We start from the raw sequence: 23455 nt of genomic DNA on the forward strand, positions 1-23455 counted from the left end.
CCTCCATTGAATTGATGTTAGAGCGATTACCGATTCGCTGACATTGATGATTGCCAACAGTAACGATCAACATTTGGGGTGCGGATGATCTGACCATCGCGATGTACCAGTAATCCGGCCATATTGGGTTGATCGGCTAACCAATGCAAGCCTGACTCGGCGCCGAGGATCAATATCACCTTGGCGGCCATTTCTGCCAGCGACAGGGTCGGTGCAATCACTGTCGCGGTGAGGAGATCGGTGCGCACCGGATCACCGGTGCGCGGATCGATGAGATGGTGCTGCCACTTCCCACGGTGAAGCCAGCGTCGGTAATCGACCCCCGACGTAGCCACCCCACCTCGTCTCAGCATGAGCAATGCGAGACCCCGATCAGGATGAAACGGATCGGCCACTTCAATCGGCCAGGGAGAACCATCACGACGTGGGCCACTAAGGGCAATATCGCCACCAGCATCCACCAATGTCGGATAGCGACGTCCCAGGCGACGTGCAATCAGTGTCGCTGTCCAACCTTTTGCACTGCCCCCCAGGTCAAGGCGCATACCGGCAGGAATGGCGACAGTACGGCGACGTGGATCGCACTGTATCAGACGCCAGTCAGGCACCGGTGAGGGCGTTCTTAAATCGGCTGCTGATATACCGGCCATCTGACGAAAATCGCGATCATAACCGGCAGTATGCAGCGCCTCACCCACCGCCGGCGTCACTAGACCATCACTACGGTATGCCATCCACAGCGCGTGTTGCAACGCTCGCCAGAGTGTCTGTCCAACCCGCTGTGGCCCACGTCCAGCGCAACGATTGAGCGCATTCAGGTCACTGTGCGGCTGGAAGCGGCTTAATATGCGCTCGTAGGCACGAAACGTCTGGTAGGCGCCAGCAAATGCACTCCGAGCGTTCGCTTCATCGCTATCGATCACAATCGTTATTGTTGAACCCATCGCCCAAAAGCTGCGCTGTTGCATCGCCGGTGTCTCCTCAACGTGATGATCGGGTCCGAGCAGCCGGAGCTGGCGCCGGAGCCGGCGCCGGAATGGTAACTTCGCGCAATGCTGGCGCCGCTGGCGCGGGTGGTGGCGCCGCTGGCGCGGGCGGTGGCGCCGCTACCTGATCGCGGGCCGGAATGTTTAGCGGCACAACAGTTGGTAGCACCGGCAGCATTGGATCGTCAGTTAACCATGGTGGCAACGGTTGTCGCTCAACCGCCGGTGGCTGGACAGCGATTTGTGGCGCGGCGATAGCGACTTCCGGTGGATTCTGTGCTGTGAGCCATCCCCAACCACCAATCGTCGCTGCGAGGGCTGCGGTGCTGATCGCCCATTTTAATCCTGAGACATCGGCACGCATGGGTTTTCGGGTCTGATTCATCGTAGTGCTCCTTCGGCAAGCAATTACTACCTCGTTCTAATCATCTTTCTTATCCTTGTCGTGATCGTCATCTTTCTTGTCCTTGTCGTGATCGTCATCTTTCTTGCCATCATCATTCTCATTGACGGTGTTTTTCACCTTAGCGTACACAACCTGGCCGCTATACGCATCAACATACACCTCACTGCCATCAGCAAACTTGACTTCATAAACATCCACACCGTGCTCGTATTCACGCTTCACCTTCGCAACCGTGCCACCGCCCATGTAAGCAACAGCGGCTGCGATTGCCTGATCTTCGTTAATCGCATTGGTCACCTGAGTACCTGTACTGATCGTGTTTGCCAGAATCGCGCCAGTCTGGGCATCGACGTATATTGCACCGCGATCAAATACCACTTCGTAGGCAGGCACACCCTGTAGACTAACCAGCTCTGGAGCACGTATCAAGGTAGCGCCCTGAGCATTAGCTTGCGCGATAGCCTGAGCCTGTTCAGGTGAGACGGCGTAGACAGGCGCTGGCGGAGCAGCAGGCGCTGGCGCTGCTGGCGCAGGGGCTGGCGCTGCTGGCGCCGGAGCAGCAGGCGCTGGCGCTGCTGGCGCCAGAGCAGCAGGCGCTGGCGCTGCTGGCGCCGGAACAGATACCTGCGCTGACATTTCGTTCAGTTCACGTTGTGCGGTATTCAACTGTTGATTGGCTTCGGCCAACCGCCGATTTGCCTCAGCCAGAGCAGCCTGATACGCTGCTTCACGCTCACGTAGAAGGGCTTCAGCCGTCGGATCGAGGGCCGGAACAGAGATCGGCGTCATTTCAACTACAATCTCGGTAGGTACCGGCTCAGGGCTTGATGTTGTACTTATCCGACTGACTACACCACCGATCACGACCAACATAAACGCCGTCAGGGTTGCTGCAATGAATAACATTGTGCGATTCATCATGACACCTCCCTACATTTGTTCAAATTGCAGAGCATTCACAAAACAAACTAGTCATCGTCACGTTCACCCGATCCCATACCGGCACCGCCAGGCGTACCTCCGATCAATGCCTGGATTTCGGCTGGCGAGAGTCGAGCTTCAGGATGCAGGACCAGATACTGACGTGGCGGCATTTCGCCCTCTCGCACCACTTCGGCAATCTCTGCGGCCAATTCAGTCGGTTCGCGCAGCGGGAGCGAGAAGTTCAACTTGTTTCGACCTTTGATCACATCGTAGGTAATCAGCCAAGAAGCAGGGGCAATCTTGCTGTACCACGGCCAGACCGTTTCGTTACTGTGACAATCGTAGCAGGCGCGCCGGGCAATACTCGCCGCTTCCGGTGTCGTCCAGGCAACATCATTCAGTACTGGTGGATTCGTCTGCCAGGCCCAGACCGGCACCAGTTGCATGAGGATGAAGATTGTCACTAGCCCAATGAATACGTTACGCGGTCGGAAGAATTGTTTCAGCATAGTCGTTCCTCTCATCATTGATTGCCGTCTACGCCCCTCAGAGTAGCGACCTTTTCTCAAAAGTGTCTTAGAATGGCAGCAATAATTTCCAATCTTTTTCCAAGATTCGTGCGGTATAACCGATAGAGAGAAAATGATTCAGCGTGTCTTACGTTGTTTGCAAAAAATCATCTCTGGGAGTAGCATGTGCGGATTTTAATCGTAGAAGATGACAAACGACTAGCCCGTTTGATTGAGCGTGTCTTACGTGATGAACGACATTCTGTGGATGTCGCGCATGACGGTGAGAGTGGGCTTGATCTCCTGTTACAGGGCACCTACGATGTAGCCATCATTGATTGGATGCTGCCAGGTCGTGACGGTCCATCAATTTGTCGTGCTGTACGGGCAGCCCGTTTACCGACAGCATTGCTCTTACTAACGGCTCGCGGTCAGATTGAAGATAAGGTGCTGGGGTTTGAAAGTGGCGCCGACGATTACCTGGTAAAACCATTTGCCTTTGAAGAATTACTGGCCCGTATCCGCGCCCTTGGTCGGCGTTTTAGCCCCAATCTGGGCAACGATGAACTACGCGCCGGTGCGCTCGTCCTCGATCTGCGCACCTATACAGCACGACGGGGTGAGCGACGGCTTGATCTGACGCCGACCGAGTGGCGATTGCTTGAGTATCTGCTGCGGAACGCCGGTCAAACACTCACGCGCCAACAGATTCTTGATTATGTCTGGTCGTTTGAGCACGACGTACAACCCCAGATGGTTGATGTCTATATCTCGTATCTGCGGCGGAAACTCAACGCCCCAGGTGAGCCTGACCCGATTGTCACGGTACGTGGTATTGGGTATCGACTGGAGGTAGAGCGTGTTTAAACTTCTGCGCTGGCAGTTTACCCTGTTTTACGCGCTGGCTGCGGTGGCGATCATCGGGTTGGTCGCTAGCGGAGCTTACGTAATTGTGGCCCGTTATTTCGAGCGTACCACCGATCTGGCTCTTTACCATAAAATGGTGCATGAGTTTCATTCGCTGAACGCCCCGCTCCCGCCCGAACTCACGTATGCCGACATCGACTGGTCGATCTTGCGCAATGAAGGCGGAATCACTCGTTCACGCATGTTAAGTGCAGAAGAAGCAGGCCGGATCGCGCTGTCGGTACGTGGTGGTCAGATTAAGCGTATTGAACTGAAAGACAACGGTCGGTATTACGAGGTGAAACTTCGTGATGATAGTGAAATCACCATCGACGCATACAGCGGTCGGATTGTCGGTATCGAGATCAAAGACCCCCAACGTGATCCTATTACCGGTATTTCCTCACCACCAATAGCCTATGATGCTGAGATTGCTTCGATCTTCGTGTTACCGCTCGATGCGCAGGGTCGAATCCTCTTCAACCCCAATCCGGCAGCTCTGCCAATGACTGCCGACAAAGAAGCATTGGCAGCCGCATTACAGAACGGCTCGGATTTACGCACCATTACCGTTAGTAACGGACAACGGATCAGACTACTCACCTACCGCCTGACCCGTCCTGATGGCCCGGCGGCTCTACAATTAGGACGTTTACTCACCGATCAAGAGCAAGTGCTCAATCAACTGATGATCGGTCTTGTCAGCTTTGGTTTTGTCGGTGCCATAATCATTGGCATCGCTAGCTGGTGGTTAGCCGGACGCGCCCTGCGGCCCGCAGAAGACGCCTGGGCACGCCAGTTACGCTTTATTGCCAGTGCCAGCCATGAACTGCGTGCCCCACTAACACTGATTCGCGCCAGTGCCGAAGTTGCTCTGCGTAGTACAACCGATGACGATCACCGCGAATTGCTGAGCGACATCTTGAGTGAGAGCGATCATATGCGCCGACTGGTCGATGATCTCCTGACCCTCTCGCGACTTGATAGTGGGGCATTAACCCTCCAACGACAAAGGATTGACCTCAGAGATTTCCTGAGCGAATTGCACCGCCACGTGAGTCGGTTGGGTGAAGAGCGAGGTATCACAGTGATGCTCAATAACGCATCTGGTGTCGTGAATGCCGACCCTGACCGATTACGTCAAGTATTACTGATCCTGATCGATAATGCCCTGCGCTATACACCGGTTGGGGGCACGATTACGATCAGCGCAGAACTGGTCGGGAAGTATGTGCGCCTGAGCGTGCGTGATACCGGTTGCGGGATCGCACCTGAACATCTCCCACACCTTTTCGAGCGTTTCTATCGCGTTGATCCGGCACGCGAACGGACTGGTAGTAATGCCGGGCTTGGCCTCTCAATCGCCAAAGGACTGGTTGAAGCCCACGGTGGCACGATTGGGGTTGAGAGTACACTCAATCAAGGTACGCTCGTGTGGTTTACGTTGCCGGCATTGGTAGAGCAACAGTACACCGACGGACGTGAAAAGAAAGAAAGAGTAGTAAGGGGAAGGTGAGAGGGCAATTTTCTCTCTTCCTCGCCCTCTGCGGGAGCGTAAGCAGGAAGGGAAAACGGTGAGGACCAACATCTCCGTACACGAAATCTAAAGACGTTCCCCCCTGACCCCGTCGGGTCGAGAACCTGACCCGCACCGGCAGCACTATGCAGCCGGTAGCGTAAACCAGAAGGTCGAGCCATGACCTTCCTGACTACTGGCCCAAATGCGTCCGCCATGCCCCTCGACCAGATGTCTGGCAATTGCCAGACCTAACCCGGTACCACCAGCGTGACGGGTACGTGCGCGATCGACTTTGTAAAAGCGTTCAAAGATACGTGGGATTTCGTGTTTGGGAATGCCGATACCGGTATCGCTGACACTGATCAAGAGCCACGTTCCTGCCTGATGGGGCGGACGCTCCGCATACGAGGGTGGATCATCGTGCTCGAGGTTGAGCACCTGCGCCGCCACCGTAATTGTGCCATGTTCGGGAGTAAACTTGACTGCGTTATGCAGCAGGTTCAGCAAAACCTGCCCAATCCGATCCCTATCCATCAGCGCTAATGGGAGATCACCACCACTGACTGCACAGATTGTCTGTTGCTTACGGTCAGCCTGGGGGCGGATGCGTTCAACAGCACGCTCGATAACCGGCCAGACCGGCAACGGTTCCAGTTTGAGGGAAACACGGCCTGACTCAAGACGGGAAAGTTCGTGCAGTTCTTCCACTAGTTGAGTAACTGCGTCAATCTCTTGCATCATCTGGGCTAGCATTCGACTGGCAATGTCGGGTGGTGGTGTAGATTGTAGTGTCTCAACCAGCAGTTTCAGCGATGCCAGTGGAGTACGTAGCTCGTGTGAGACATTGGCTACCAAATCACGGCGCGCCCGCTCGAGCATACTAATCTGGGTCAGGTCGCGAATGGTAATGAGTGTACCTACCGGCTTCTCACCATCTTCTATTAATGGCACATAGTGCAAATGAAGTGTCCGCCCGGTTGTAAGCGGGCGGATCGTCAACTCCCTGCGTTCACCATCGGTCAGAACTTCTTGCGCCAGATGATCGGCCTGATGATCACGTAAGAGCATAATCAGACCGTGACCAACGACCGGTGCTCGCGCAGCCAACAAATGTACTGCCAGGTCGTTGTGGAAAACGATAGAGCGTTCAGTATCAACGACGATCACTCCACTATCAATCGCTTGGGTCAGAGCCAGGAAGAGTAACTGGCGGTTAATATCGAAAAAAGCAGGTTTTTCGGAGGTGACACTTGACCCCGGTATAGCAGAAGCAACCACACGGTCAGGCTGTTGAGGAGGTAGCTGATCAGGAGGTGGTATGACGGGCAATGACGAGCGAGCGATCCGACGCTGTCGATGGGCAACCACGACGAGCACTATCGTCAGAACAATCGTGGCCACGGTAAGGGTTAATTCAAGCAGCGTCATTGGTGCGATTTACACTTCGTCAGTGGGTGGTTCAAACCGATAGCCAACTCCACGAACCGTCTGAATATAAGTCGGCTTGCTGGGGTCTGGCTCAATCTTCTCGCGCAACCAGCGAATATGTACGTCAACTGTTCGACTATCGCCAATGAAATCCTGGCCCCAGACCCGTTCGAGTAAGAGATCACGAGTGAGGGCAATCCCACGGTTACGCATCAGGCAGGTTAGCAGATCAAACTCTTTCTGCGGCAGATTGAGTTCCTGACCATTGCGCCATGCCCGTCGACTACTGGTGTCCACCCGAATAGCGCCTGCCTCGAAGATTTCACGCACAATCGAATGCGGCTGCCGTTCACTGCGTCGCAGAATAGCCCGGACACGAGCCAGAAACTCACCAAGACTGAATGGCTTGCTCATATAATCATCGGCACCCAGTTCAAGACCGGCAATCCGATCCACCTCATCCTGACGAGCAGTGAGCATAATGATGGGAACATCACTCTCTTGACGCAGGATACGGCAGACCGAAAAGCCATCGAGGCGCGGCAGCATAATATCGAGCACGACGAGATCAGGCTGATCACGACGCGCACGGTCGAGACCCTGCACCCCATCAGCGGCAACAATGACGCTATACCCTTCACGTTCGAGATTGTAGCGCAACGTCTCGGCCAGCGTTGTCTCATCTTCAATGATCAGAACTGTCGCCATAGCCACTCCACATACAAAGACCGCCGGATTGCGGCCGGCGGTCATTGCCACTTGGCGCATGTGGTCGGGGCGGAGGGATTTGAACCCACGACCCCCGCGTCCCAAACGCGGTGCTCTACCAGGCTGAGCCACGCCCCGTCGCCCATAAGGTTACCAGCAGTTGGGCTATTTTGTCAAGCGTCATCGTTCAGTTCGGGGGGCAATACAGGTGGCCCGGTACGCGGTCGAAGTTGCAAGCGCGCACGTACTCGTGCCATCTCGCCAACAGCCAGCCGTGCTTCGGCTATCCATTCGCGATGTTCAAACGCAAACGCACGAGCGATATAGGCCAGGGCACTACTACGGGTATCGGCAATCCCCACTGCTACCAGCAGATCGAGTAATTCACGTTCAGCGCGACCGAGCCGTGTCATAACCGGTACCGTGCGGGTGGTGAAGAGCACCTCGTGTTCGGCAGCACGCATACCCCAGGCGACCGGCACGCCGCTATGCCGCTCAATTTCACGAGCGATCCGCATTCGGTTCCGGCGAGTCTGTTCGCGCAACCGTGGAATCTCTTCGACCGGCTGGCTGATCTCGAGAATAATGAGAATCTCATCGCTGTAACGTCTGATCTCCGGCGGCCCGGCCTGTACTTCAGGCGGTAAATATTGGCTGATCAGCCGTTGAATCTCTTCGTCGTGCATTGAATGTATCCTTGCGGAGCAAGTGGCTCCTATTCCTGACTTTCCCATCATACCACAGACAATGACAGTTAACGTTGACGAAGGGCAGTGCTCATCATCAAACCGGCCAGCAACCCGATGAGACATACGGCAGCGCCAAAGACGAAGGTCTCGCCAATAACTTGGGCAGCAATCTCCATCAGAAACCTGACCGGATCGGTGACAGCGAGCGGGTTATCGACGCCTGCACGTCGCAATTCATCCTGACGATGCACGCCCCACATGGTCAGAATTGCGACGCCAACCGTCATACCTACCAGGCGCAGGGCGATGACCAGTGCCGATGCAGCTCCACGCCGATCTTCACCCGCGTAGGAAACCACTGTGTCAGCGACCGGCGCAATCACCAGACCTAAACCAATACCGGTCAAGGCCAGCTCCAGACCCATCCGCACATAAGTGACATCCGGACCCCAGAACACCATCAGACTATAACCAAGAAATGCCAGGCTCAAACCCAATACGGTTGGTAGCCGCGCTCCAAAACGTGCGGTCAGGAAACCTCCGGGAAGTGCCGCCGCCGCCATCGTCAGGGTTAGTGCCGAAAGCATCCAGCCCGCATCCCAGGCTGCAATACGCAAAATGTTACTGTCGTTCGGATAGTAGAGCAACAACCGGGTATTGATATAGAGTGGCACATTTGTGATCGCAATCGCTAACCCAAACCCAACGACCACGTTAATCACGCAGGCAATAGCCGTATTCCGCTGAGCAAACAATTCGATACCGATCAGCGGATCGGCACTGCGTCGTTCAACCCAAACGAACAGGGCCAGCAATATCAGGGCTACCACAACCAGCGGCCCAGCGTAAGGTGGCGGGCCTAGCCGTTCGCCGTAGAAATCAGTCGCGCCCAGCTCACTCCCGGCGGCCAGCCCAACATTCAAGGCAACCAGACTGCCACTTAGCAAGATTGTCCCCGGCCAATCAAAGTGACCAGGGCGCGGTGGCGTCGGCACTTGTCGCAGTGCATACCACGTGAGCACCAATGCGACCAACCCAATCGGTACATTGAGCCAAAAAAGGAGCCGCCAATCATCAAAGATACGCATCAGTACACCACCGTACAGATGCCCCACCATCCAACCGGCAGTGTCAACCGCGCCAATGAAACCGAGCGCCGCTGCCCGCTGCCCCGGCGCAAAGAGATCACCGACCAGCGCCATTGAAACCGGCACCATTGCGCCGGCGCCAAACGCCTGAATGACCCGCCCGATAATCAGCATCGTCAGATTCGGCGCCGCTGCCACCCATGCCGAACCGAGCAGGAAGATAATCAGACAGAGCAGATAGACCCTCCGTCGGCCAAACAGGTCAGACAAACGCCCCATAAACGTGATACTAACCGTGTAGGCCAGTAAGTAGCCACTCACCGCCCATGAAGCACGGTTTAGCTCGGTGTCAAGCGAAAGGCGCAGATCGATCATAACCTTCGGCAACGCCGCACTTATCACAGTCAGATCAACGGCGCCGATGAAAATGGCAAGACAAACGAGACCCAATGTCACCCGCGGATCAAAGGGTCGTTCCTTCACGCTGGTAAGTGCAGGGTTCTTCATGGGCATTGCACCGGTTCACGAACATCAACTGCTTTGTCATACTCGCTGAACTCAAGCGTCCAGGTACTGGGGTTCGTCGCATCGGTTGCCGTATCAACCAGAATGACCCGACTGGCGCGGAGAGTCTCTTGATCGGCCCATAGATCGGTTGCCACTGGCCCGGCACCGAGCAGGTTAAGACTGATGGCCCGTAACGATTCGGCTGGTAGCGTTCCACGTAGATGGTAATGCGGACGACCATTAAGATCTTCGATACCAACCAGCGTCACATCGGCAAAATTGTTGGCAAGTAGTGATTCGATACCAATATCTGGCGCAAATAAGACTGCCGGATCGAATGTTGAACCAGCCTGCAAACACATCCACTGGCGTGTAATCGGATTGGTAGCAAACTGCTTCCCAGACACTGAGACCGTCCGAATTTCACCAATTGCGCTCCCCAACGTGATATTGAGGATTGAGAGTACTGCATCAGGGCGACGTAAATCCCCTTCAATGCTGTTCAGAATTGTGACGCCACCGGCATCAAGCGCAACCGGCTTACCACTGAGTGTTATGCGAAAATGAGCACTCTGGCTTCTTTGGGTTGCCTGCCCAATCGCGCCAGCCAGGGCACGTGGGTCGGGCGTAGGTGTGGGGGTAGGCGGCGCCGCGATTCCGCCACATGCCGCAAGCCATACGAGAAAACTCATTATTAGCCAGTTCCAGAAGCGTTTCATAAGCCCCCTTCTTTGCCAGTGAGATACCATGGGTGTGACAGTAGTATAAAGCAAGTTGTCATCTATGAGAAATGAGAGTAATTCAGACTTCTCAATGTTTTTTGGCCAGGTGCAAGCCCTCTTACCTCATCTTGAGGAGGACGTTGCAAACTGCTTCCCCAATCCTGGCGGTGTGGTATGCTGCACAGAGAGTCTTTCTGAAGGCACTAGAGGTTTATCGCTATGAAACTTGCAATTATCGGTGCTGGTGCACTGGGTAGCGTCATTGGCTTCCACTTAGCAGCTAGCAATGAGGTAGTATTAATCGATCCCTGGCAAGAGCATATCAACGCCATCAATACTCGTGGCCTATGCTGTGTCTTCGAGGATAGCGAGCAAATTCGGTTTCTCACGGCGACAACGGATCCTGCGCAGGTTGAGCCGGTTGCAGTGGCCTTGATTACGGTCAAGGCTGCACAAACTTCCTGGGCGGCTACAGTAGCAGCTCAGATATTGCAAGCAGACGGGGTTGCCTACACATTGCAAAACGGCTTGGGGAACGCTGAACTGCTTGCCCACCGGCTCGGCGCCCAGCGAGTTGGGCAAGGAGTGACTACCCTTGGCGCAACTATGGTAGCACCAGGACGTGTTCGCCTCGCCGGTCGCGGGACAACCACATTCTCCGCGACACCATCACTGAGTACAGCTTATGCTATTGCCGATGCGTTTCGGGTCTGTTCGTTGCCGGCCAGTGTTTCCACCGATTTGGTCGGCTTAGTCTGGAGCAAGTTGATCGTCAATGTCGGCATTAATGCCCTGACCGCAATCCTGAGAGTGCCTAATGGTGCACTGGCAACTATTCCCGCAGCTAGCAAGCTAGTTCGCCGTGCAGTCGAAGAAGCCGTTGCCGTTGCCCAGGCCGCTGGTATCACCATCGGATTGGCCGACCCGGTTGCCGAAACACTGGCAGTTGCGCAGGCAACGGCGGCAAATCGGTCATCGATGCTTCAGGACATCTTGCGTGGCGCCCCAACTGAGATTGAGACGATCAATGGCGCAATTGTACGTGAAGGACAACGCCTCGGTGTCCCAACACCGTTTAACGCATTCCTCTGTGATCTGATTACCGCTCTGGAAGCAACTGCACCGCTACGGGTGAGTTGACCGGTGGCGACGACGGTAAAATCCGGCTTAAGATGTTTCTCGCCGCTGTGCCGCTACCGTCATCAGTGTCGCCACCATCTGCTGCGCACGTTGCAGCAATTCATCCATTGCGTCGGCGTGGGGGAGCAAGTAGAGCGCTGCTCGTAAACCTCCGGGTGAAAACGCCGGATGGTACAGCACAAACGGATCATCACCATCACGCCGATAAATCTCTATCGTCATTGATTGACTGGCGGCCTGAACCACCAACGTTGAGAAGACTTCATACCCTTCCCGTGCCAACCAGCCTGCCGGATCAGTAGCAATTTCTGCTGCACGCGGTTCAGGGCGACGGTCGTAGCGAACTACCTGGAGCACGGCGAATTCCTTTCTTTACGCTGCACGCTCGGCTAAAAAGCGATTCACAGCTTCATCCAGACTGATAATTCCCGCAATGACCGGTTCATTGTACACCGGCACGAAATCAAAAAGGAGTGAACTGGCAGTCTCTAGCTCGCGCAGCATAATGTGGGTTATCGGCCCGCCCGACGGGATCATCAACTCACGCGCAGCACGTAACGTCGCTTCGCGATCATAAGCGACGCGAACGATTTGCGCCTGCCAGCCGTGATCATGATCCCAGGTAAGCCGAGCATACGCTGCCCGCCAATCGCCATCGAATGGCAGACCAACTGAGCCAACATTGACAACGAGTGTCTCATCAACCTGACGAACAAACGGCATATGTGTATGCGCGGTGCAGAATACAGTCGCATGGGGATCGATTCTCGTTTTCAATTCGTGCTGTCCATGCGTTGGCAACAGGCCATCACGGTCGTGATGAATCGAAGCGTGATAGACCATGATCACGCCGTCACGACTCGTCAAGGCCAGATTCGTCGGCAATGCAGCAACTTCAGGCAAGAGATCAACAACCTCTTGATGGGTCCAGATAATTGGCCCTAGCAGCGCACGTCGGCCACCCTGCGGCGGGCGGCCCAGCTGGAGATCATGGTCGTAGTGTAGCACGTACCCTTCATGATTCCCGCGTAGCACGTACCAACCACGTTCAGCCCGCATTCGTAATGCCAGTTCGAGACATGGACGAGGTAACGGCCCCCGATTGATAATATCACCAGCGATAATAACGGCGTCGGGTTGCCATCGCTCTATGTCGGCAATCACAGCCGTGAAGGCAGCCAGATTGGCGTGAATATCGGCCAGAACTGCTACTTTCATCGCTACCGAACAACCTTTCGTATGTTGATGATCGACTGACACCATCTGGTAGTGTACCATGAGGATGGAACAGTTGCAGTCAGGAGAATGATCGTGCTTACCTTTGGTCGTGCACTTTGTACTGAACCAGCTATTGCCGGTAATCGCGAGTGGCTGATCACGAACGGGATTGGTGGCTACGCGGCTGGCACCATTGCTGGCACACTCACGCGCAGTTACCATGGTCTGCTTGTTGCCGCCCTCACTCCCCCGCTCGGCCGCGTCCTTACACTGGCAACCCTCGATACATATGTCAACTATCTTGGTCAACACTACGATCTCACGGCACATCGGCATGTCGGTCAACCATCTCCCGTTTGCCGGTGGCTGGAACGTTGGTGGCGTGATGGCACAACACCGGTTTGGGAATACCGGCTGGCCGACGCTCTCCTTGAACGGCGAATCTGGATGATGCCAGGCGCAAATACGACGTATATTCGTTACACGGTGCAACGCGCTTCGGCGCCACTGACACTACGGATCGATGCACTGGCGACAGCTCGTGACCATCACACGGTGAGTCAGATAGGAGATATTCCACTCCAGGTTGAACCGATGACGAATGGTCTTCGGATTGGCCCCATTGCCGGTGGTCATCACCTTCGCCTGCTCAGTGATCGGGCAACGTTCGTTCCGCTGGGTGGCTGGCTAACCGATCTCTACCTGGCGATTGAAGATGAACGCGGTCAAGCAGCCATTGACAACCTCCAGCGGATTGGCCGTCTCATTGTGACACTCGCCGAGGGCGAGTCGCTGCTCATCGCAGCTACAACCGAGTCCATGGCAACTCTCGATAGCGCTACGGCGTGGCAGCAGCGCGCCGATTACGAAGCCGCATTGTTACGTCGTATCGACTGGACAGACGATCCAATCGTGCATCAGCTCGCTCTGGCTGCCGATCAATTCATCGTTGATCGCCCGTTGGTCGAGGGTAGTCGGGGACGTACGATTATCGCCGGTTACCCATGGTTCACCGATTGGGGACGTGACACGATGATTAGCCTACCTGGGTTGACCATTCCCACCCGTCGGCCGGAAATAGCCGCCGCAGTGTTACGTACCTTTGCCCACTTCGTTGATCGAGGCATGATTCCCAACCGGTTTCCTGATGAAGGCACGGTTCCCGAATACAATACGGCCGATGCAACGCTCTGGTTTTTCGAGGCCATCCGTGCTCACCATGCTGCTTACGCTGACGATGAGTTACTGGCCGAGTTATTTCCTCTGCTTGCCGACATCATCGATTGGCACGTTCGCGGCACTCGCGACCGAATTGGCTTAGACTGGGGAGACGGACTGCTCCGCGCCGGTACACCGACCACCCAACTGACCTGGATGGATGTACGGGTTCGTGGTTGGGTGGTAACCCCACGTTCAGGTAAGCCGGTGGAAATTAATGCGCTTTGGTACAATACCTTGCAGAGTATGGCATCGTTTGCGCATCGGCTCGGTAAGCCAGCAGAGAGCTATGAAGCGATGGCGGCAGCCGCACGTGCTGGATTCCGTCGTTTCTGGTACGAAGACGGGCAATATCTCTACGATGTGATCGATGGGCCACGCGGAGCAGACCCGACCTTGCGACCAAACCAAATCTTCGCGGTCAGTCTGCCGTACAGCCCGCTCACTCCCGAACAACAACACGCAGTGGTACAGGCATGTGCTCGCTCGCTCCTCACCAGTGTCGGGTTACGCAGTCTCACACCTACCCATCCCGATTATGCACCACGCTACATCGGTTCGCTCTTACACCGTGATGGAGCGTATCATCAGGGAACGGTTTGGGCTTGGTTGATTGGACCCTTTGCTAGTGCGTTTTACCGCTTGACGAACGACAATGCGGCAACCCGCCGCTTGCTGCTCCCACTCATCGATCATCTCGCTGATGGTTGTATCGGTACGATCAGCGAAATTTTCGATGGTGATCCACCGCATCATCCCCGTGGTTGTTTTGCTCAGGCTTGGAGTGTAGCTGAAGTGCTACGAGTGTGGTACGATTTGAGTACGCACCGTAGCGTAGTAGAATAGAGTATGTACGCCATTTCTCTCCCTGAGCCACAGCTCTCGGTGGCGAGAATAGAACGCTGTATTGTAGTTGGTAGTTCGTAGCGTGTTTGCAGAGTAGGGGCACAACCATGGGCCCCTACTATCCCCATACCTTAAGGTGAAGATGTGCAGCACCATCGTGTGTAGTGTCAGCATCCTCTGACAAGCGAGCTACCCCTCTCAAGCATATGGCTTACAGGCACTTATCACCAACAAGACGTGGCGAGATTGGGGTTCATCCACGACACAAGACATCGGCGAACAACCGAGGTAGGTGGTAAGTGTGTCGCTATCGATAAGCGTCGCCTGCGCCGGTTCGCACCCCGTCAAGAGATACGCCTGTATTTGGAGTGGTTGCCACCCAACCCCGCTCAATAACAACGACCACTCTTCACCAAGACCATCGGCAGGAGGTAGCGGTAATGGGGTAGAGGGCAAAATAGCGACCAGCTCATCTGCGTGAACACGCAGCCGAACCCAATATTCGCCGACGGTCGCAAGAACCAGCCTTCCCCCGCCACGCAGCACCCGCAGCATCTCGCGTAGTGCCCGTTGTTGATCGGTAAAAAGCGGCAGGGCCGCAATGCACCAGATCAGATCAACGCACTCATCGCGCAGCGGCAAATCGGCGGCATCAGCAGCAATCAGCGCCAGACCCGGTCGCTGACGCAGCACCGCCGCCTGCCGGTCAATCCCGATGATGAGCGCACTATCGGCGCAACGTTCGTACAACCAGCAGGTTTTCGTGCCATCACCGCACCCCAGATCGAGAGCCACCTTCGCACTAGTCGGTGTAACCGCTAGCATCGCCTGCTGGAGCAGCTCAAGATACGGTTCGTGAAGAAATGTTATCATTGCATGCAGATATGCTGAACAATACTTAAGCGACACTGCTATGATAAACCAACCGATTGTCATTCGCCATTTAACCGCCTTTTACGGCCCAAACATTTACCGCCCCCAGCCCGGTGTCGTCTTACGGGTGAGTGCCCCTGCCGATTACAGTGATCAACTGCGAGCCGCGATCAAAGGCGGCGCCCTGGCTATCGGGCTGGTGATTGCTCATCTTTATGTGGTTGCCCAGGCGCATCACGACGACGTTCAGATCAGTGCCTTCTTTACGACTGGCGAACCAGAAATCGGCGTCGAACTCTGTCGGTACGTCGTTGACGGCCTTAATGCCCAATTGCGCCGTGATGAAACGTGGAACGCCGATGAACCACTTATGGCGTTACGTGATCGTCGGCAGGCGCAAGCGTTGCCAGTTCAGGCACTACAGCTGATCGCCAATGCCCGCCACCGCGACATACCGGCTACTATCTTCCCCGATAGAAGTATTTTGCTGGGTCAGGGTGAACGGAGCTGGATTATCACTTACGACGAGCTACGCGCTACTCCTGATCTCCAACCACCGTGGCAGCATCTCGGTCGTATCCCGATCATCGCCATTACCGGTGAACAGTACCGCAGTCAGGCAATTGCCGAACAGGCTACACGCCACCAGGGTGTGATCCTCGACAATGCCAATCGTTCAACAGTCATTCAGGCATTACGTGACCCTACTTGCCAGGCACTCATTGTCGGTTTCGACACCGACAGCTTGCTTCGTGAGGGGTTGCCATTCGATCAATGCGATCTGGCGATCATCACCGACCGCCAAGGCCAACGACCACCAACAGCCAGCGACGACGATGAATGGCTTAGAGCACTCGGACTACCGATGCTGTGCAGTACTTCGCCTGCATTGATCAATCTATCCGATCCGAACCTGCATCCGCTCCTGAACTACGCTCCGCATGGGGTGATCGGTTGGTCACCAGGTACGGATCATCGGTAGAGCGAATTGGAAAACGTGCCTCTCTCAATCCTTTTTGTCAACTCGCTTCCTCTCCCATTCTGGGAGAGGAAGGAGATGGAATTGCTGCCTCGTAGACCCCCCTATTCCTTACCGGTGCTAAAAACCCAGATTTCTCAGGGAACGTACCGTGCCCGCGCAACCATTGCGTGAGGGATTGCCAACGTTCTTGCTCGCCAGCCATCCTACGTTCCCCCTTCCGCTCCCCGTGGAGAAGAGGAAGGGGGCAAGGGGGAAGGTGAGGGGCGCCAGGCGTGCTCTGCAGCACAGGTACGGAACACGATTCCCCCTTCCATCGCGGAGGGTAGACGCAAGTGTCGCACTCAAACGTTCCCCGTCAGAAAGACCCAGGAAACATTATGTGAATGCCATCGTCGCGCCTCATCGAAAGCTCAGGTTTTCGATCAGGCATTAAGAGTCAAATCGGTCGGTCACGGCACCCAGGCTGGCCGACGACACCAGACGGGCATATTTTGCCAGCACACCGCGGGTATAGCGCGGTGGCCGGGGCTGCCAGGCCGCTCGACGACGTGCCAGCTCTTCATCAGAAACATTCAACTGCAAGAGACGGGAATCAGCATCGATGGTAATACTATCCCCCTCCTCGACCAGGGCAATAGTTCCACCAACTGCCGCCTCTGGCGCAACGTGACCCACCACCAACCCATACGTTCCACCCGAAAAACGACCATCGGTAATCAGTCCCACGCTATCACCGAGGCCAGCGCCGATAATCGCCGATGTCGGTGCTAGCATTTCACGCATCCCCGGGCCACCCTTCGGCCCCTCGTAACGGATCACCACGACATCGCCGGGCTTAATCTTCCCGCTGAGAATTGCCTCCAGGCACTCCTCTTCGGCATCGAAGACTCGCGCCGGGCCGGTAATCCGACGTTGCTTGATACCGGTAATCTTCGCCACACAACCCTCTTCGGCTAGATTCCCACGCAAAATAGCTAGATGCCCTTGCGGATAGATTGGCCGTTCAAATGACCGAATTACATCCTGATTTGCCGGCGGTTCATCAGGAACGTCGGCCAGCGTCTCGGCAACCGTCTGACCGGTAATTGTCAGACAATCACCGTGCAGCAAACCAGCGTTGAGTAGCATCTTCATCACTTGCGGAACACCACCTGCACGGTGGAAATCAGTAGTTACATACCGACCCGACGGTTTCAGATCGCATAGCACTGGCACCCGCTGACGGATCGTCTCGAAATCATCAATCGTCAGCGGAACCTCAGCCGCATGCGCGATTGCCAGGAGATGCAACACAGCGTTGGTTGAGCCACCAATCGCCATCACAACTGCAATCGCGTTTTCAAATGCCTGACGAGTTAGAATCTGGCGAGCGGTGCGGTTGGCGCGAATCGCCTCGACCAATACCTCACCTGAACGGGCAGCACTAATAGCTTTTTCTTCATCTTCGGCGGCCATCGTAGAAGAGCCGGGCAAACTGAGACCGAGTGCTTCAATTGCCGATGACATCGTGTTGGCCGTGTACATGCCTCCACACGAACCGGCCCCTGGACAGGCATGCCGTTCAATTTCGAGCAACTCATGCTCATCGATCCGGCCAGCGCTATACTCACCGACTGCCTCAAAGGCACTGACAATCGTTAAATCACGATCTTTGTAACGACCGGGCTTAATCGTTCCACCATAAACAAAAATGGCCGGGATGTCGAGCCGCGCCATTGCAATCAACGCACCGGGCATGTTTTTATCACAACCGCCTACAGCGAGAATACCATCCATACGCTGGGCGTTAACCACCGTTTCAATCGAATCGGCGATCACCTCACGACTGACCAGCGAGTATTTCATGCCCTCGGTACCCATCGAAATACCATCACTGACCGTAATGGTACCGAACATCTGCGGCATACCACCGGCAGCACGAATTGCCTCTTCAGCACGTGTTGCCAGCATACCTAACCCAGCATTACAAGGCGTGAGCGTACTGTGGCCGTTTGCTACTCCAACAATTGGCTTCGTGAAATCGTTATCGCCAAAACCAACCGCCCGCAACATAGCCCGATTCGGCGAACGCTGCGGCCCCTCGGTAATCATGCGACTACGGCGATTATCGCCCATAACGAACCTCCTCAAACATCTAAACGACAAGGTATATTGCTTATTGTACCGCTTTTCTACGTGCCGCTTGCATCAAGTAGAGGCGCACTGCCAAGTATAATGGGCTGCTGAAGCATTGCCTCAGCAACCCCAACCCACATCCCAGGGGGATATTTAGACCCGCTCTTAGAGCCTGATCACCCTCACCCCCGGCCCCTCTCCCGCGCTGCGGGAGAGGGGTGATCTGGTGTGACGCAGGCGCAGGATCGCTGCTGCTCTGCTCATCTTCCCCCGGCCTCTCCCCGTGGAGGAGCGGCAGGGGCTGGGGGGAAGGTGAGGGCTGCCCTCCCCCCTTCCTCGCCCGCAGCGTAGGAGAGGGAGGGAGCTAGGGGAAGGTGAGGGCTGCCCTCACCCCCTTCCTCACCCGCAGCGTAGGAGCGGAAGAGAGCTGAGGGGGAAGGTGAGGGCTGCCCTCCCCCCTTCCTCGCCCGCAGCGTAGGAGAGGAAGGGAGCTAGAGGAAGGTGAGGGCTGCCCTCCCCCCTTCCTCGCCCGCAGCGTGGGAGAGGAAGGGGGGCTGGGGGGGGAAGGTGAGGGCCGCCAGGCGTGCTCCGCAGCACACGCACATGCGTTGGTCGCCAGCGTTCCTCATAGTCGAGAATCATTAAAAGCCTGGGTTTCTGATCATTCTCTCAGAGTGCAGGGTAGCATGCCCATTCATTGTCGTGAGGATCACTATCACACTCTTTAGCAGGCGGGTTTGCGACCCGCCCCTACCTCTCACCCTTTTCTATCCTTTACTGCCTGATAGGGTAAGGACTACCACCTTGTTCATTCGTTAGTCACCAACATTCTGGGCTTCTTCCAGAATCGGTACCGGCGCCTCACCGCGACCGACCCCCCAGTAGATGAAACCCAACTGACGCATCTCACGCGGATCGTAGAGGTTCCGCCCATCAATGACCACCGGTTGCCGCATATAGCGCTTGATACGATGCCAGTCCAACTGCTTGAACTCATTCCATTCGGTAACCAGCAACAAGGCGTCGGCATCCTTCGCAACGTCATACGCTGTGGCGGTAAAGGTCACGGTCGGCAACAACTCTTCTGCCCGTGGCATTGCAACGGGGTCATAAGCCTTCACCCGCGCCCCCTTCTTCAAGAGAGCATTAATAATATCGACACTCGGTGCTTCACGCATGTCATCGGTATTGGGTTTGAACGATAACCCGAGCACCCCGATCAGCCGTTCCTCAAGGGTTCCCAGCACCGTTTCAACCTTTTTGACAAAACGCTTACGAGCGTCACTATTAATATCCATGACTGCCTGCAACAACTGGGGGTGGCATCCAGCAGAAGCTGCCATATGGTAGAGAGCTAATACGTCTTTGGGGAAGCAGGAACCACCGTACCCAACACCGGCTTCGAGGAAGTGTGGCCCAATACGCTTGTCGGCTCCCATTCCTCTGGCCACTTCACGGACATCGGCACCCAGACGCTCGCAAATCTGAGCAATTTCGTTGATGAACGAGATGCGCGTAGCCAGAAACGCATTTGAGGCGTATTTGATCATCTCGGCAGTGCGTAGATCGGTGATGATAATCGGTGCGCCTAACGTTTCGTGGAGTGCGGCAACCCGCTGTGCGGCCTCCCGATTCTTCGCGCCAAGGACGATGCGGTCAGGCTTAAAGAAATCACTCAGCGCACTCCCCTCTCGGAGAAACTCCGGATTAGAGACGACATCAAATTTCACATCAGGACCGGCATGCTCGGCAATGATGTTTTCGACCAGATCGCCGGTCCCTACCGGTACCGTACTTTTATCAATAATGATGGAACCCGAACGCAAATATTGACCGATACTACGCGCAGCAGCTTTCACATACGTAAGATCGGCAGAACCGTCTTCGGCCATAGGAGTCCCGACGGTGATGAAGATAAACTCAGCATCGGGAATCCCGACCGCATAATCATCGGTAAAACGCAACCGACCGGCACGCATGTTTCGTTCTTGCATCTCTTCGAGACCAGGCTCGAAGATCGGTGATTTTCCGCTGCGCAGCAATTCTAGTTTGTGTAGATCGATCTCGATACAGGTCACGGAATGGCCAAGATCGGCAAAACATACGCCAGTCGTAAGACCGACATATCCTGTACCTACTACGCAGATGTTTTTCACGAGTGCATCTCCTTTTATTACAGAACTGAAATGTTACCAACGAGGTATTATCCATCGTCTATTCAATGATCGTTGTACGGAACGAGCATGACTTTTCGATGAATAATAGCTGCCCACCTGATGAAAAAGCTCAGAGCCTCACTTCCACCCCTAAACCGAGCGTGTTCGCTTGTTGTAACGCCAGCGCGGCAACGGCCAGGTCTTGCACCGCATTGCCAACCGACTTAAACAGAGTAATTTCGTCGGCTGAAGTTCGTCCATTTCCTGTACCATTCACAAGCTCCCCTAGTTCAGCGACAATATGGTGCTCATCGATGAGACCGGCAGCACGGGCCTGAATCAAATCCCCTGCCTCAGCCCAGGCTGCCTGACGCTGATCGACAAAAATCCGACTACGGGCAACCAGCTCAGGCGGAATCTCGGCCATATCGGGCCGATACGCGCCGATAGCGTTGATATGAGTGCCGGGCCGTACCAAATCTGCCGCGAAGAGAGGCACAGAGCTACTCGTAGCCGTACAGATAACATCTGCTTCGGCCAGCGCCACCTCTAGATTAGTGGCAAGCCGAACATCGCCCCGGAAACCCTCACCGCGCAAACGTGCTGCCAATAACATCGCTCGATCACGGGTGCGGTTCACAATCCAGATATTGTTAATCGTGGGGCGAACTGCTAACACAGCCTGTATCTGCGGCAGAGCTTGCGCACCGGCCCCAAACACAACCAGCGTGCGTGCATCTGGCCGCGCCAACAGACGTGTTGCTACACCGGAAGCTGCACCGGTACGCAACGCCGTCAGATAGGTGCCATCAAGGACAGCCAGCGGACGACCACTCGTCGGATCGAATAAGGTAACTAGGGCATAAATGGTTGGCTCAGCACGATAGATGTTGTGTGGAAAGACCGAAACAGTCTTAAGGCCAAGAGCTGGCATCTCGCCAGTGAGCAGTCCCGGCATAAAGAACGTTGTTGCTGCGTGCTCGGCAATACTGATTGCAGTACGAAGCGGGATACAGGCTTCTCCCCGCGCCAACTTCCCGAATGCTTGCGCCACTGCTTCAATTGCTGCTGCCATCGGCACTGCCTTTGCAATATCGGCTGCCGAAAGAAATCGCATGCCTGCCTCCTTGTCATCCCAGCAGATATGTCACGTCTCTATCATACGACAAAACCGGCACGGATATCGATCCATGCCGGTTCTATGTTTACAGATTGTATTGCCTGCTGGCGACAATTACGCTTGTGCTGAAGAATTAGCCTCATCTGAAGCAGGGGCAGGCGTAGAAATCGGCTCAGCCGCAGACTCAGGCTCAACGTCGTTCTCGCCAATTCGGCGTAGCGACAACCCCATCCGCTGGCGTTGACGATCAAGGCTGATCACACGAGCGGTCACAATCTGGCCGGGTTGCAGAATATCGCGCGGTTGAGCCTGAGGATCGGCATCCAGTTCACTGGCGTGGATCAAGCCTTCCACCGCTTCTTCGATCTGGACAAAGGCGCCAAAAGGTGTCACATTTGTCACCGGGCCGGTCACCAATTGCCCAAGAGTGTAGCGCTGGTCAATCGTCTCCCAGGGATTATTCTGCAACTGGCGGATCGAGAGACCGATACGCTCGCGTTCGCGATCAATCTCGACCACAACCACCTTAACTTCCTGACCGGGTTGGAGCACCTCACGCGGATGGTTGACCCGCTGCCAGCTCAGTTCGGAGATGTGTGCCAGACCATCAGCACCACCCAGATCGATAAATGCACCAAAATTGGTAAGCTGGTTCACGCGGCCAACCAGGACATCACCCGGCTGCAACTCGGTGAGCAAACGATGCTTCTGCGCCTTACGCCACTCTTGAGTAGCAGCCCGCTCAGAGAGAACCAACCGGTTGCGCTCGCGATCCACCTCGATCACCTTTAGCGGAATCTCTTGATTCACCATCTTCTGCAAGGCCTGCTGGCGCTCGTCAGCAGCGGTGCGCCCATGCAACTGGGCCACTTGCGAAGCCGGTACAAATCCGCGAATCCGGTTGAATTGAACGAGCAAACCACCCTTGTTAAAACCGATCACTTTGCAACGAACAATCCCACCATCCTGGAAGAGCTGTTCGGCCACCTCCCAGTCCTTCGCCACCTGCACCATCGTGAGCGAGAGGATCAGATCACCGTCGCGATTTTCCGGCTCTTGCACATACACTTGAACCGTATCACCAACTTTCAGCGAATTGATGAAATCTTCTCCCATCTGGCGCAAATCTTGAGCCGGAATAATCCCTTCGCGCTTAGTGCCAATCGAGACCAGAACGCCATTCTCTTCGATGTGCATAATCAACCCCTCGCGCAGCTCACCACGCTGAGGACGGGCATAATCATACTCATCGAGTAATTGCGTCCAATCCAGATCTTCCTCATTCTGCTGGGTTACAGGGTCGGGCTGGACAGACATGCTACAAAGCCTCCTCAAGAAAATTTGATTTGTCTCTCCCTCCACTCAGCCGTCAATGACGAGCGTCATTTGTCTATG

At 55.3% G+C, this 23455-nt stretch carries 21 protein-coding genes and 1 tRNA gene; 5 read left to right on the top strand and 17 right to left on the bottom strand.

The features are described from left to right. Positions 1-26 precede the first annotated feature (26 nt). Genes QTO31_RS11210 through QTO31_RS11225 form a run of 4 tightly spaced genes read right to left on the bottom strand, consistent with a single transcriptional unit; the run spans position 27 to position 2825 of the window. Complete coding sequence (locus tag QTO31_RS11210) at positions 27-968, bottom strand: FAD:protein FMN transferase (protein ID WP_301429142.1); 942 nt, start codon at positions 966-968, stop codon at positions 27-29. A 13-nt stretch (positions 969-981) separates the two neighbouring features. Continuing rightward, complete coding sequence (locus QTO31_RS11215) at positions 982-1371, bottom strand: hypothetical protein (protein ID WP_301429143.1); 390 nt, start codon at positions 1369-1371, stop codon at positions 982-984. 36 nt (positions 1372-1407) lie between these two features. Next, complete coding sequence (locus QTO31_RS11220) at positions 1408-2313, bottom strand: PepSY domain-containing protein (RefSeq protein ID WP_301429144.1); 906 nt, start codon at positions 2311-2313, stop codon at positions 1408-1410. Positions 2314-2360: 47 nt separating this feature from the next. Further along, entirely contained in the window at positions 2361-2825 is a 465-nt protein-coding gene (locus tag QTO31_RS11225; RefSeq protein ID WP_031459762.1) for a heme-binding domain-containing protein, read from the bottom strand. A 186-nt stretch (positions 2826-3011) separates the two neighbouring features. On the opposite strand from QTO31_RS11225, the gene QTO31_RS11230 reads away from it, so the two are divergent. Beyond that, positions 3012-3692 (top strand): response regulator transcription factor, encoded by a 681-nt coding sequence (locus QTO31_RS11230; protein ID WP_031460755.1) that lies wholly within the window; start codon positions 3012-3014, stop codon positions 3690-3692. Next, entirely contained in the window at positions 3685-5247 is a 1563-nt protein-coding gene (locus tag QTO31_RS11235; RefSeq protein WP_301429145.1) for an ATP-binding protein, read from the top strand. Before QTO31_RS11230 ends, QTO31_RS11235 begins: the two co-directional genes overlap by 8 nt. Positions 5248-5391: 144 nt before the next feature. On the opposite strand, the gene QTO31_RS11240 is transcribed toward QTO31_RS11235, so the two are convergent. From QTO31_RS11240 to QTO31_RS11265, 6 genes are all read right to left on the bottom strand, one after another. Further along, complete coding sequence (locus QTO31_RS11240) at positions 5392-6678, bottom strand: sensor histidine kinase (RefSeq protein WP_301429146.1); 1287 nt, start codon at positions 6676-6678, stop codon at positions 5392-5394. A gap of 9 nt (positions 6679-6687) precedes the next feature. Next, a complete protein-coding gene (locus tag QTO31_RS11245; RefSeq protein WP_028459497.1) occupies positions 6688-7386 on the bottom strand; it encodes a response regulator transcription factor in 699 nt (232 codons plus the stop codon). A 61-nt stretch (positions 7387-7447) separates the two neighbouring features. Then, positions 7448-7524, bottom strand: a tRNA-Pro gene (locus tag QTO31_RS11250). Positions 7525-7559: 35 nt separating this feature from the next. Next, complete coding sequence (locus QTO31_RS11255) at positions 7560-8072, bottom strand: hypothetical protein (RefSeq protein WP_301429147.1); 513 nt, start codon at positions 8070-8072, stop codon at positions 7560-7562. Between the two features lie 68 nt (positions 8073-8140). After that, positions 8141-9670 carry an MFS transporter gene (locus QTO31_RS11260; RefSeq protein WP_031460750.1) on the bottom strand — a complete coding sequence of 510 codons (1530 nt, stop codon included), beginning with the start codon at positions 9668-9670 and terminating at the stop codon, positions 8141-8143. Beyond that, positions 9667-10389: an LppX_LprAFG lipoprotein gene (locus QTO31_RS11265; protein WP_031460749.1), complete on the bottom strand. Its 723-nt coding sequence runs from the start codon at positions 10387-10389 to the stop codon at positions 9667-9669. The genes QTO31_RS11260 and QTO31_RS11265 overlap by 4 nt, the downstream gene beginning before the upstream one ends. 222 nt (positions 10390-10611) lie before the next feature. Here QTO31_RS11265 and QTO31_RS11270 point away from each other — a divergent pair, with 222 nt between their 5' ends. Then, positions 10612-11532, top strand: a complete 921-nt coding sequence (locus QTO31_RS11270; protein ID WP_301429148.1) for a ketopantoate reductase family protein — start codon at positions 10612-10614, stop codon at positions 11530-11532. A gap of 27 nt (positions 11533-11559) precedes the next feature. Here QTO31_RS11270 and QTO31_RS11275 read toward each other — a convergent pair whose 3' ends face one another. Together QTO31_RS11275 and QTO31_RS11280 are read right to left on the bottom strand one after the other, a co-directional pair. After that, positions 11560-11889 carry a hypothetical protein gene (locus QTO31_RS11275; protein ID WP_301429149.1) on the bottom strand — a complete coding sequence of 110 codons (330 nt, stop codon included), beginning with the start codon at positions 11887-11889 and terminating at the stop codon, positions 11560-11562. Positions 11890-11904: 15 nt separating this feature from the next. Continuing rightward, entirely contained in the window at positions 11905-12750 is an 846-nt protein-coding gene (locus QTO31_RS11280) for a metallophosphoesterase family protein (protein WP_301429150.1), read from the bottom strand. A gap of 87 nt (positions 12751-12837) precedes the next feature. On the opposite strand from QTO31_RS11280, the gene QTO31_RS11285 reads away from it, so the two are divergent. Then, the gene (locus QTO31_RS11285; protein WP_301429151.1) at positions 12838-14814 is read left to right on the top strand and encodes an amylo-alpha-1,6-glucosidase; all 1977 of its coding nucleotides are present in this window, start codon (positions 12838-12840) and stop codon (positions 14812-14814) included. Positions 14815-15012: 198 nt separating this feature from the next. Here the strand turns inward: QTO31_RS11285 and QTO31_RS11290 are convergent, their stop codons facing one another. Then, on the bottom strand, positions 15013-15687 hold the full coding sequence (locus QTO31_RS11290) for a class I SAM-dependent methyltransferase (protein WP_301429152.1): 675 nt from the start codon (positions 15685-15687) through the stop codon (positions 15013-15015). 40 nt (positions 15688-15727) lie between these two features. Here QTO31_RS11290 and QTO31_RS11295 point away from each other — a divergent pair, with 40 nt between their 5' ends. Further along, the gene (locus QTO31_RS11295) at positions 15728-16669 is read left to right on the top strand and encodes a DUF4938 domain-containing protein (RefSeq protein ID WP_301429153.1); all 942 of its coding nucleotides are present in this window, start codon (positions 15728-15730) and stop codon (positions 16667-16669) included. A gap of 429 nt (positions 16670-17098) precedes the next feature. Here the strand turns inward: QTO31_RS11295 and ilvD are convergent, their stop codons facing one another. The 4 genes from ilvD to QTO31_RS11315 form a co-directional block, all read right to left on the bottom strand. Further along, positions 17099-18784, bottom strand: coding sequence for a dihydroxy-acid dehydratase (gene ilvD / locus QTO31_RS11300; protein ID WP_301429154.1), 1686 nt, complete (start codon positions 18782-18784; stop codon positions 17099-17101). 815 nt (positions 18785-19599) lie between these two features. Beyond that, positions 19600-20940: a UDP-glucose dehydrogenase family protein gene (locus QTO31_RS11305; protein WP_301429155.1), complete on the bottom strand. Its 1341-nt coding sequence runs from the start codon at positions 20938-20940 to the stop codon at positions 19600-19602. A gap of 130 nt (positions 20941-21070) precedes the next feature. After that, positions 21071-22057 (bottom strand): ornithine cyclodeaminase family protein, encoded by a 987-nt coding sequence (locus tag QTO31_RS11310; protein WP_301429156.1) that lies wholly within the window; start codon positions 22055-22057, stop codon positions 21071-21073. Positions 22058-22174: 117 nt separating this feature from the next. Beyond that, complete coding sequence (locus QTO31_RS11315; protein WP_031461135.1) at positions 22175-23377, bottom strand: 30S ribosomal protein S1; 1203 nt, start codon at positions 23375-23377, stop codon at positions 22175-22177. Positions 23378-23455: the final 78 nt, after the last annotated feature.

The organism is Chloroflexus sp. MS-CIW-1, assembly GCF_030444705.1.
Lineage (GTDB): Bacteria > Chloroflexota > Chloroflexia > Chloroflexales > Chloroflexaceae > Chloroflexus.

Bases quoted from the DNA above. Each gene is read 5' to 3' on its own strand.
- QTO31_RS11210 (WP_301429142.1), bottom strand. From the start codon at position 968: ATGCAACAGCGCAGCTTTTGGGCGATGGGTTCAACAATAACGATTGTG.
- QTO31_RS11215 (WP_301429143.1), bottom strand. From the start codon at position 1,371: ATGAATCAGACCCGAAAACCCATGCGTGCCGATGTCTCAGGATTAAAA.
- QTO31_RS11220 (WP_301429144.1), bottom strand. From the start codon at position 2,313: ATGATGAATCGCACAATGTTATTCATTGCAGCAACCCTGACGGCGTTT.
- QTO31_RS11225 (WP_031459762.1), bottom strand. From the start codon at position 2,825: ATGCTGAAACAATTCTTCCGACCGCGTAACGTATTCATTGGGCTAGTG.
- QTO31_RS11240 (WP_301429146.1), bottom strand. From the start codon at position 6,678: ATGACGCTGCTTGAATTAACCCTTACCGTGGCCACGATTGTTCTGACG.
- QTO31_RS11245 (WP_028459497.1), bottom strand. From the start codon at position 7,386: ATGGCGACAGTTCTGATCATTGAAGATGAGACAACGCTGGCCGAGACG.
- QTO31_RS11255 (WP_301429147.1), bottom strand. From the start codon at position 8,072: ATGCACGACGAAGAGATTCAACGGCTGATCAGCCAATATTTACCGCCT.
- QTO31_RS11260 (WP_031460750.1), bottom strand. From the start codon at position 9,670: ATGAAGAACCCTGCACTTACCAGCGTGAAGGAACGACCCTTTGATCCG.
- QTO31_RS11265 (WP_031460749.1), bottom strand. From the start codon at position 10,389: ATGAAACGCTTCTGGAACTGGCTAATAATGAGTTTTCTCGTATGGCTT.
- QTO31_RS11270 (WP_301429148.1), top strand. From the start codon at position 10,612: ATGAAACTTGCAATTATCGGTGCTGGTGCACTGGGTAGCGTCATTGGC.
- QTO31_RS11280 (WP_301429150.1), bottom strand. From the start codon at position 12,750: ATGAAAGTAGCAGTTCTGGCCGATATTCACGCCAATCTGGCTGCCTTC.
- QTO31_RS11285 (WP_301429151.1), top strand. From the start codon at position 12,838: ATGATCGTGCTTACCTTTGGTCGTGCACTTTGTACTGAACCAGCTATT.
- QTO31_RS11290 (WP_301429152.1), bottom strand. From the start codon at position 15,687: ATGATAACATTTCTTCACGAACCGTATCTTGAGCTGCTCCAGCAGGCG.
- QTO31_RS11295 (WP_301429153.1), top strand. From the start codon at position 15,728: ATGATAAACCAACCGATTGTCATTCGCCATTTAACCGCCTTTTACGGC.
- ilvD (WP_301429154.1), bottom strand. From the start codon at position 18,784: ATGGGCGATAATCGCCGTAGTCGCATGATTACCGAGGGGCCGCAGCGT.
- QTO31_RS11310 (WP_301429156.1), bottom strand. From the start codon at position 22,057: ATGCGATTTCTTTCGGCAGCCGATATTGCAAAGGCAGTGCCGATGGCA.
- QTO31_RS11315 (WP_031461135.1), bottom strand. From the start codon at position 23,377: ATGTCTGTCCAGCCCGACCCTGTAACCCAGCAGAATGAGGAAGATCTG.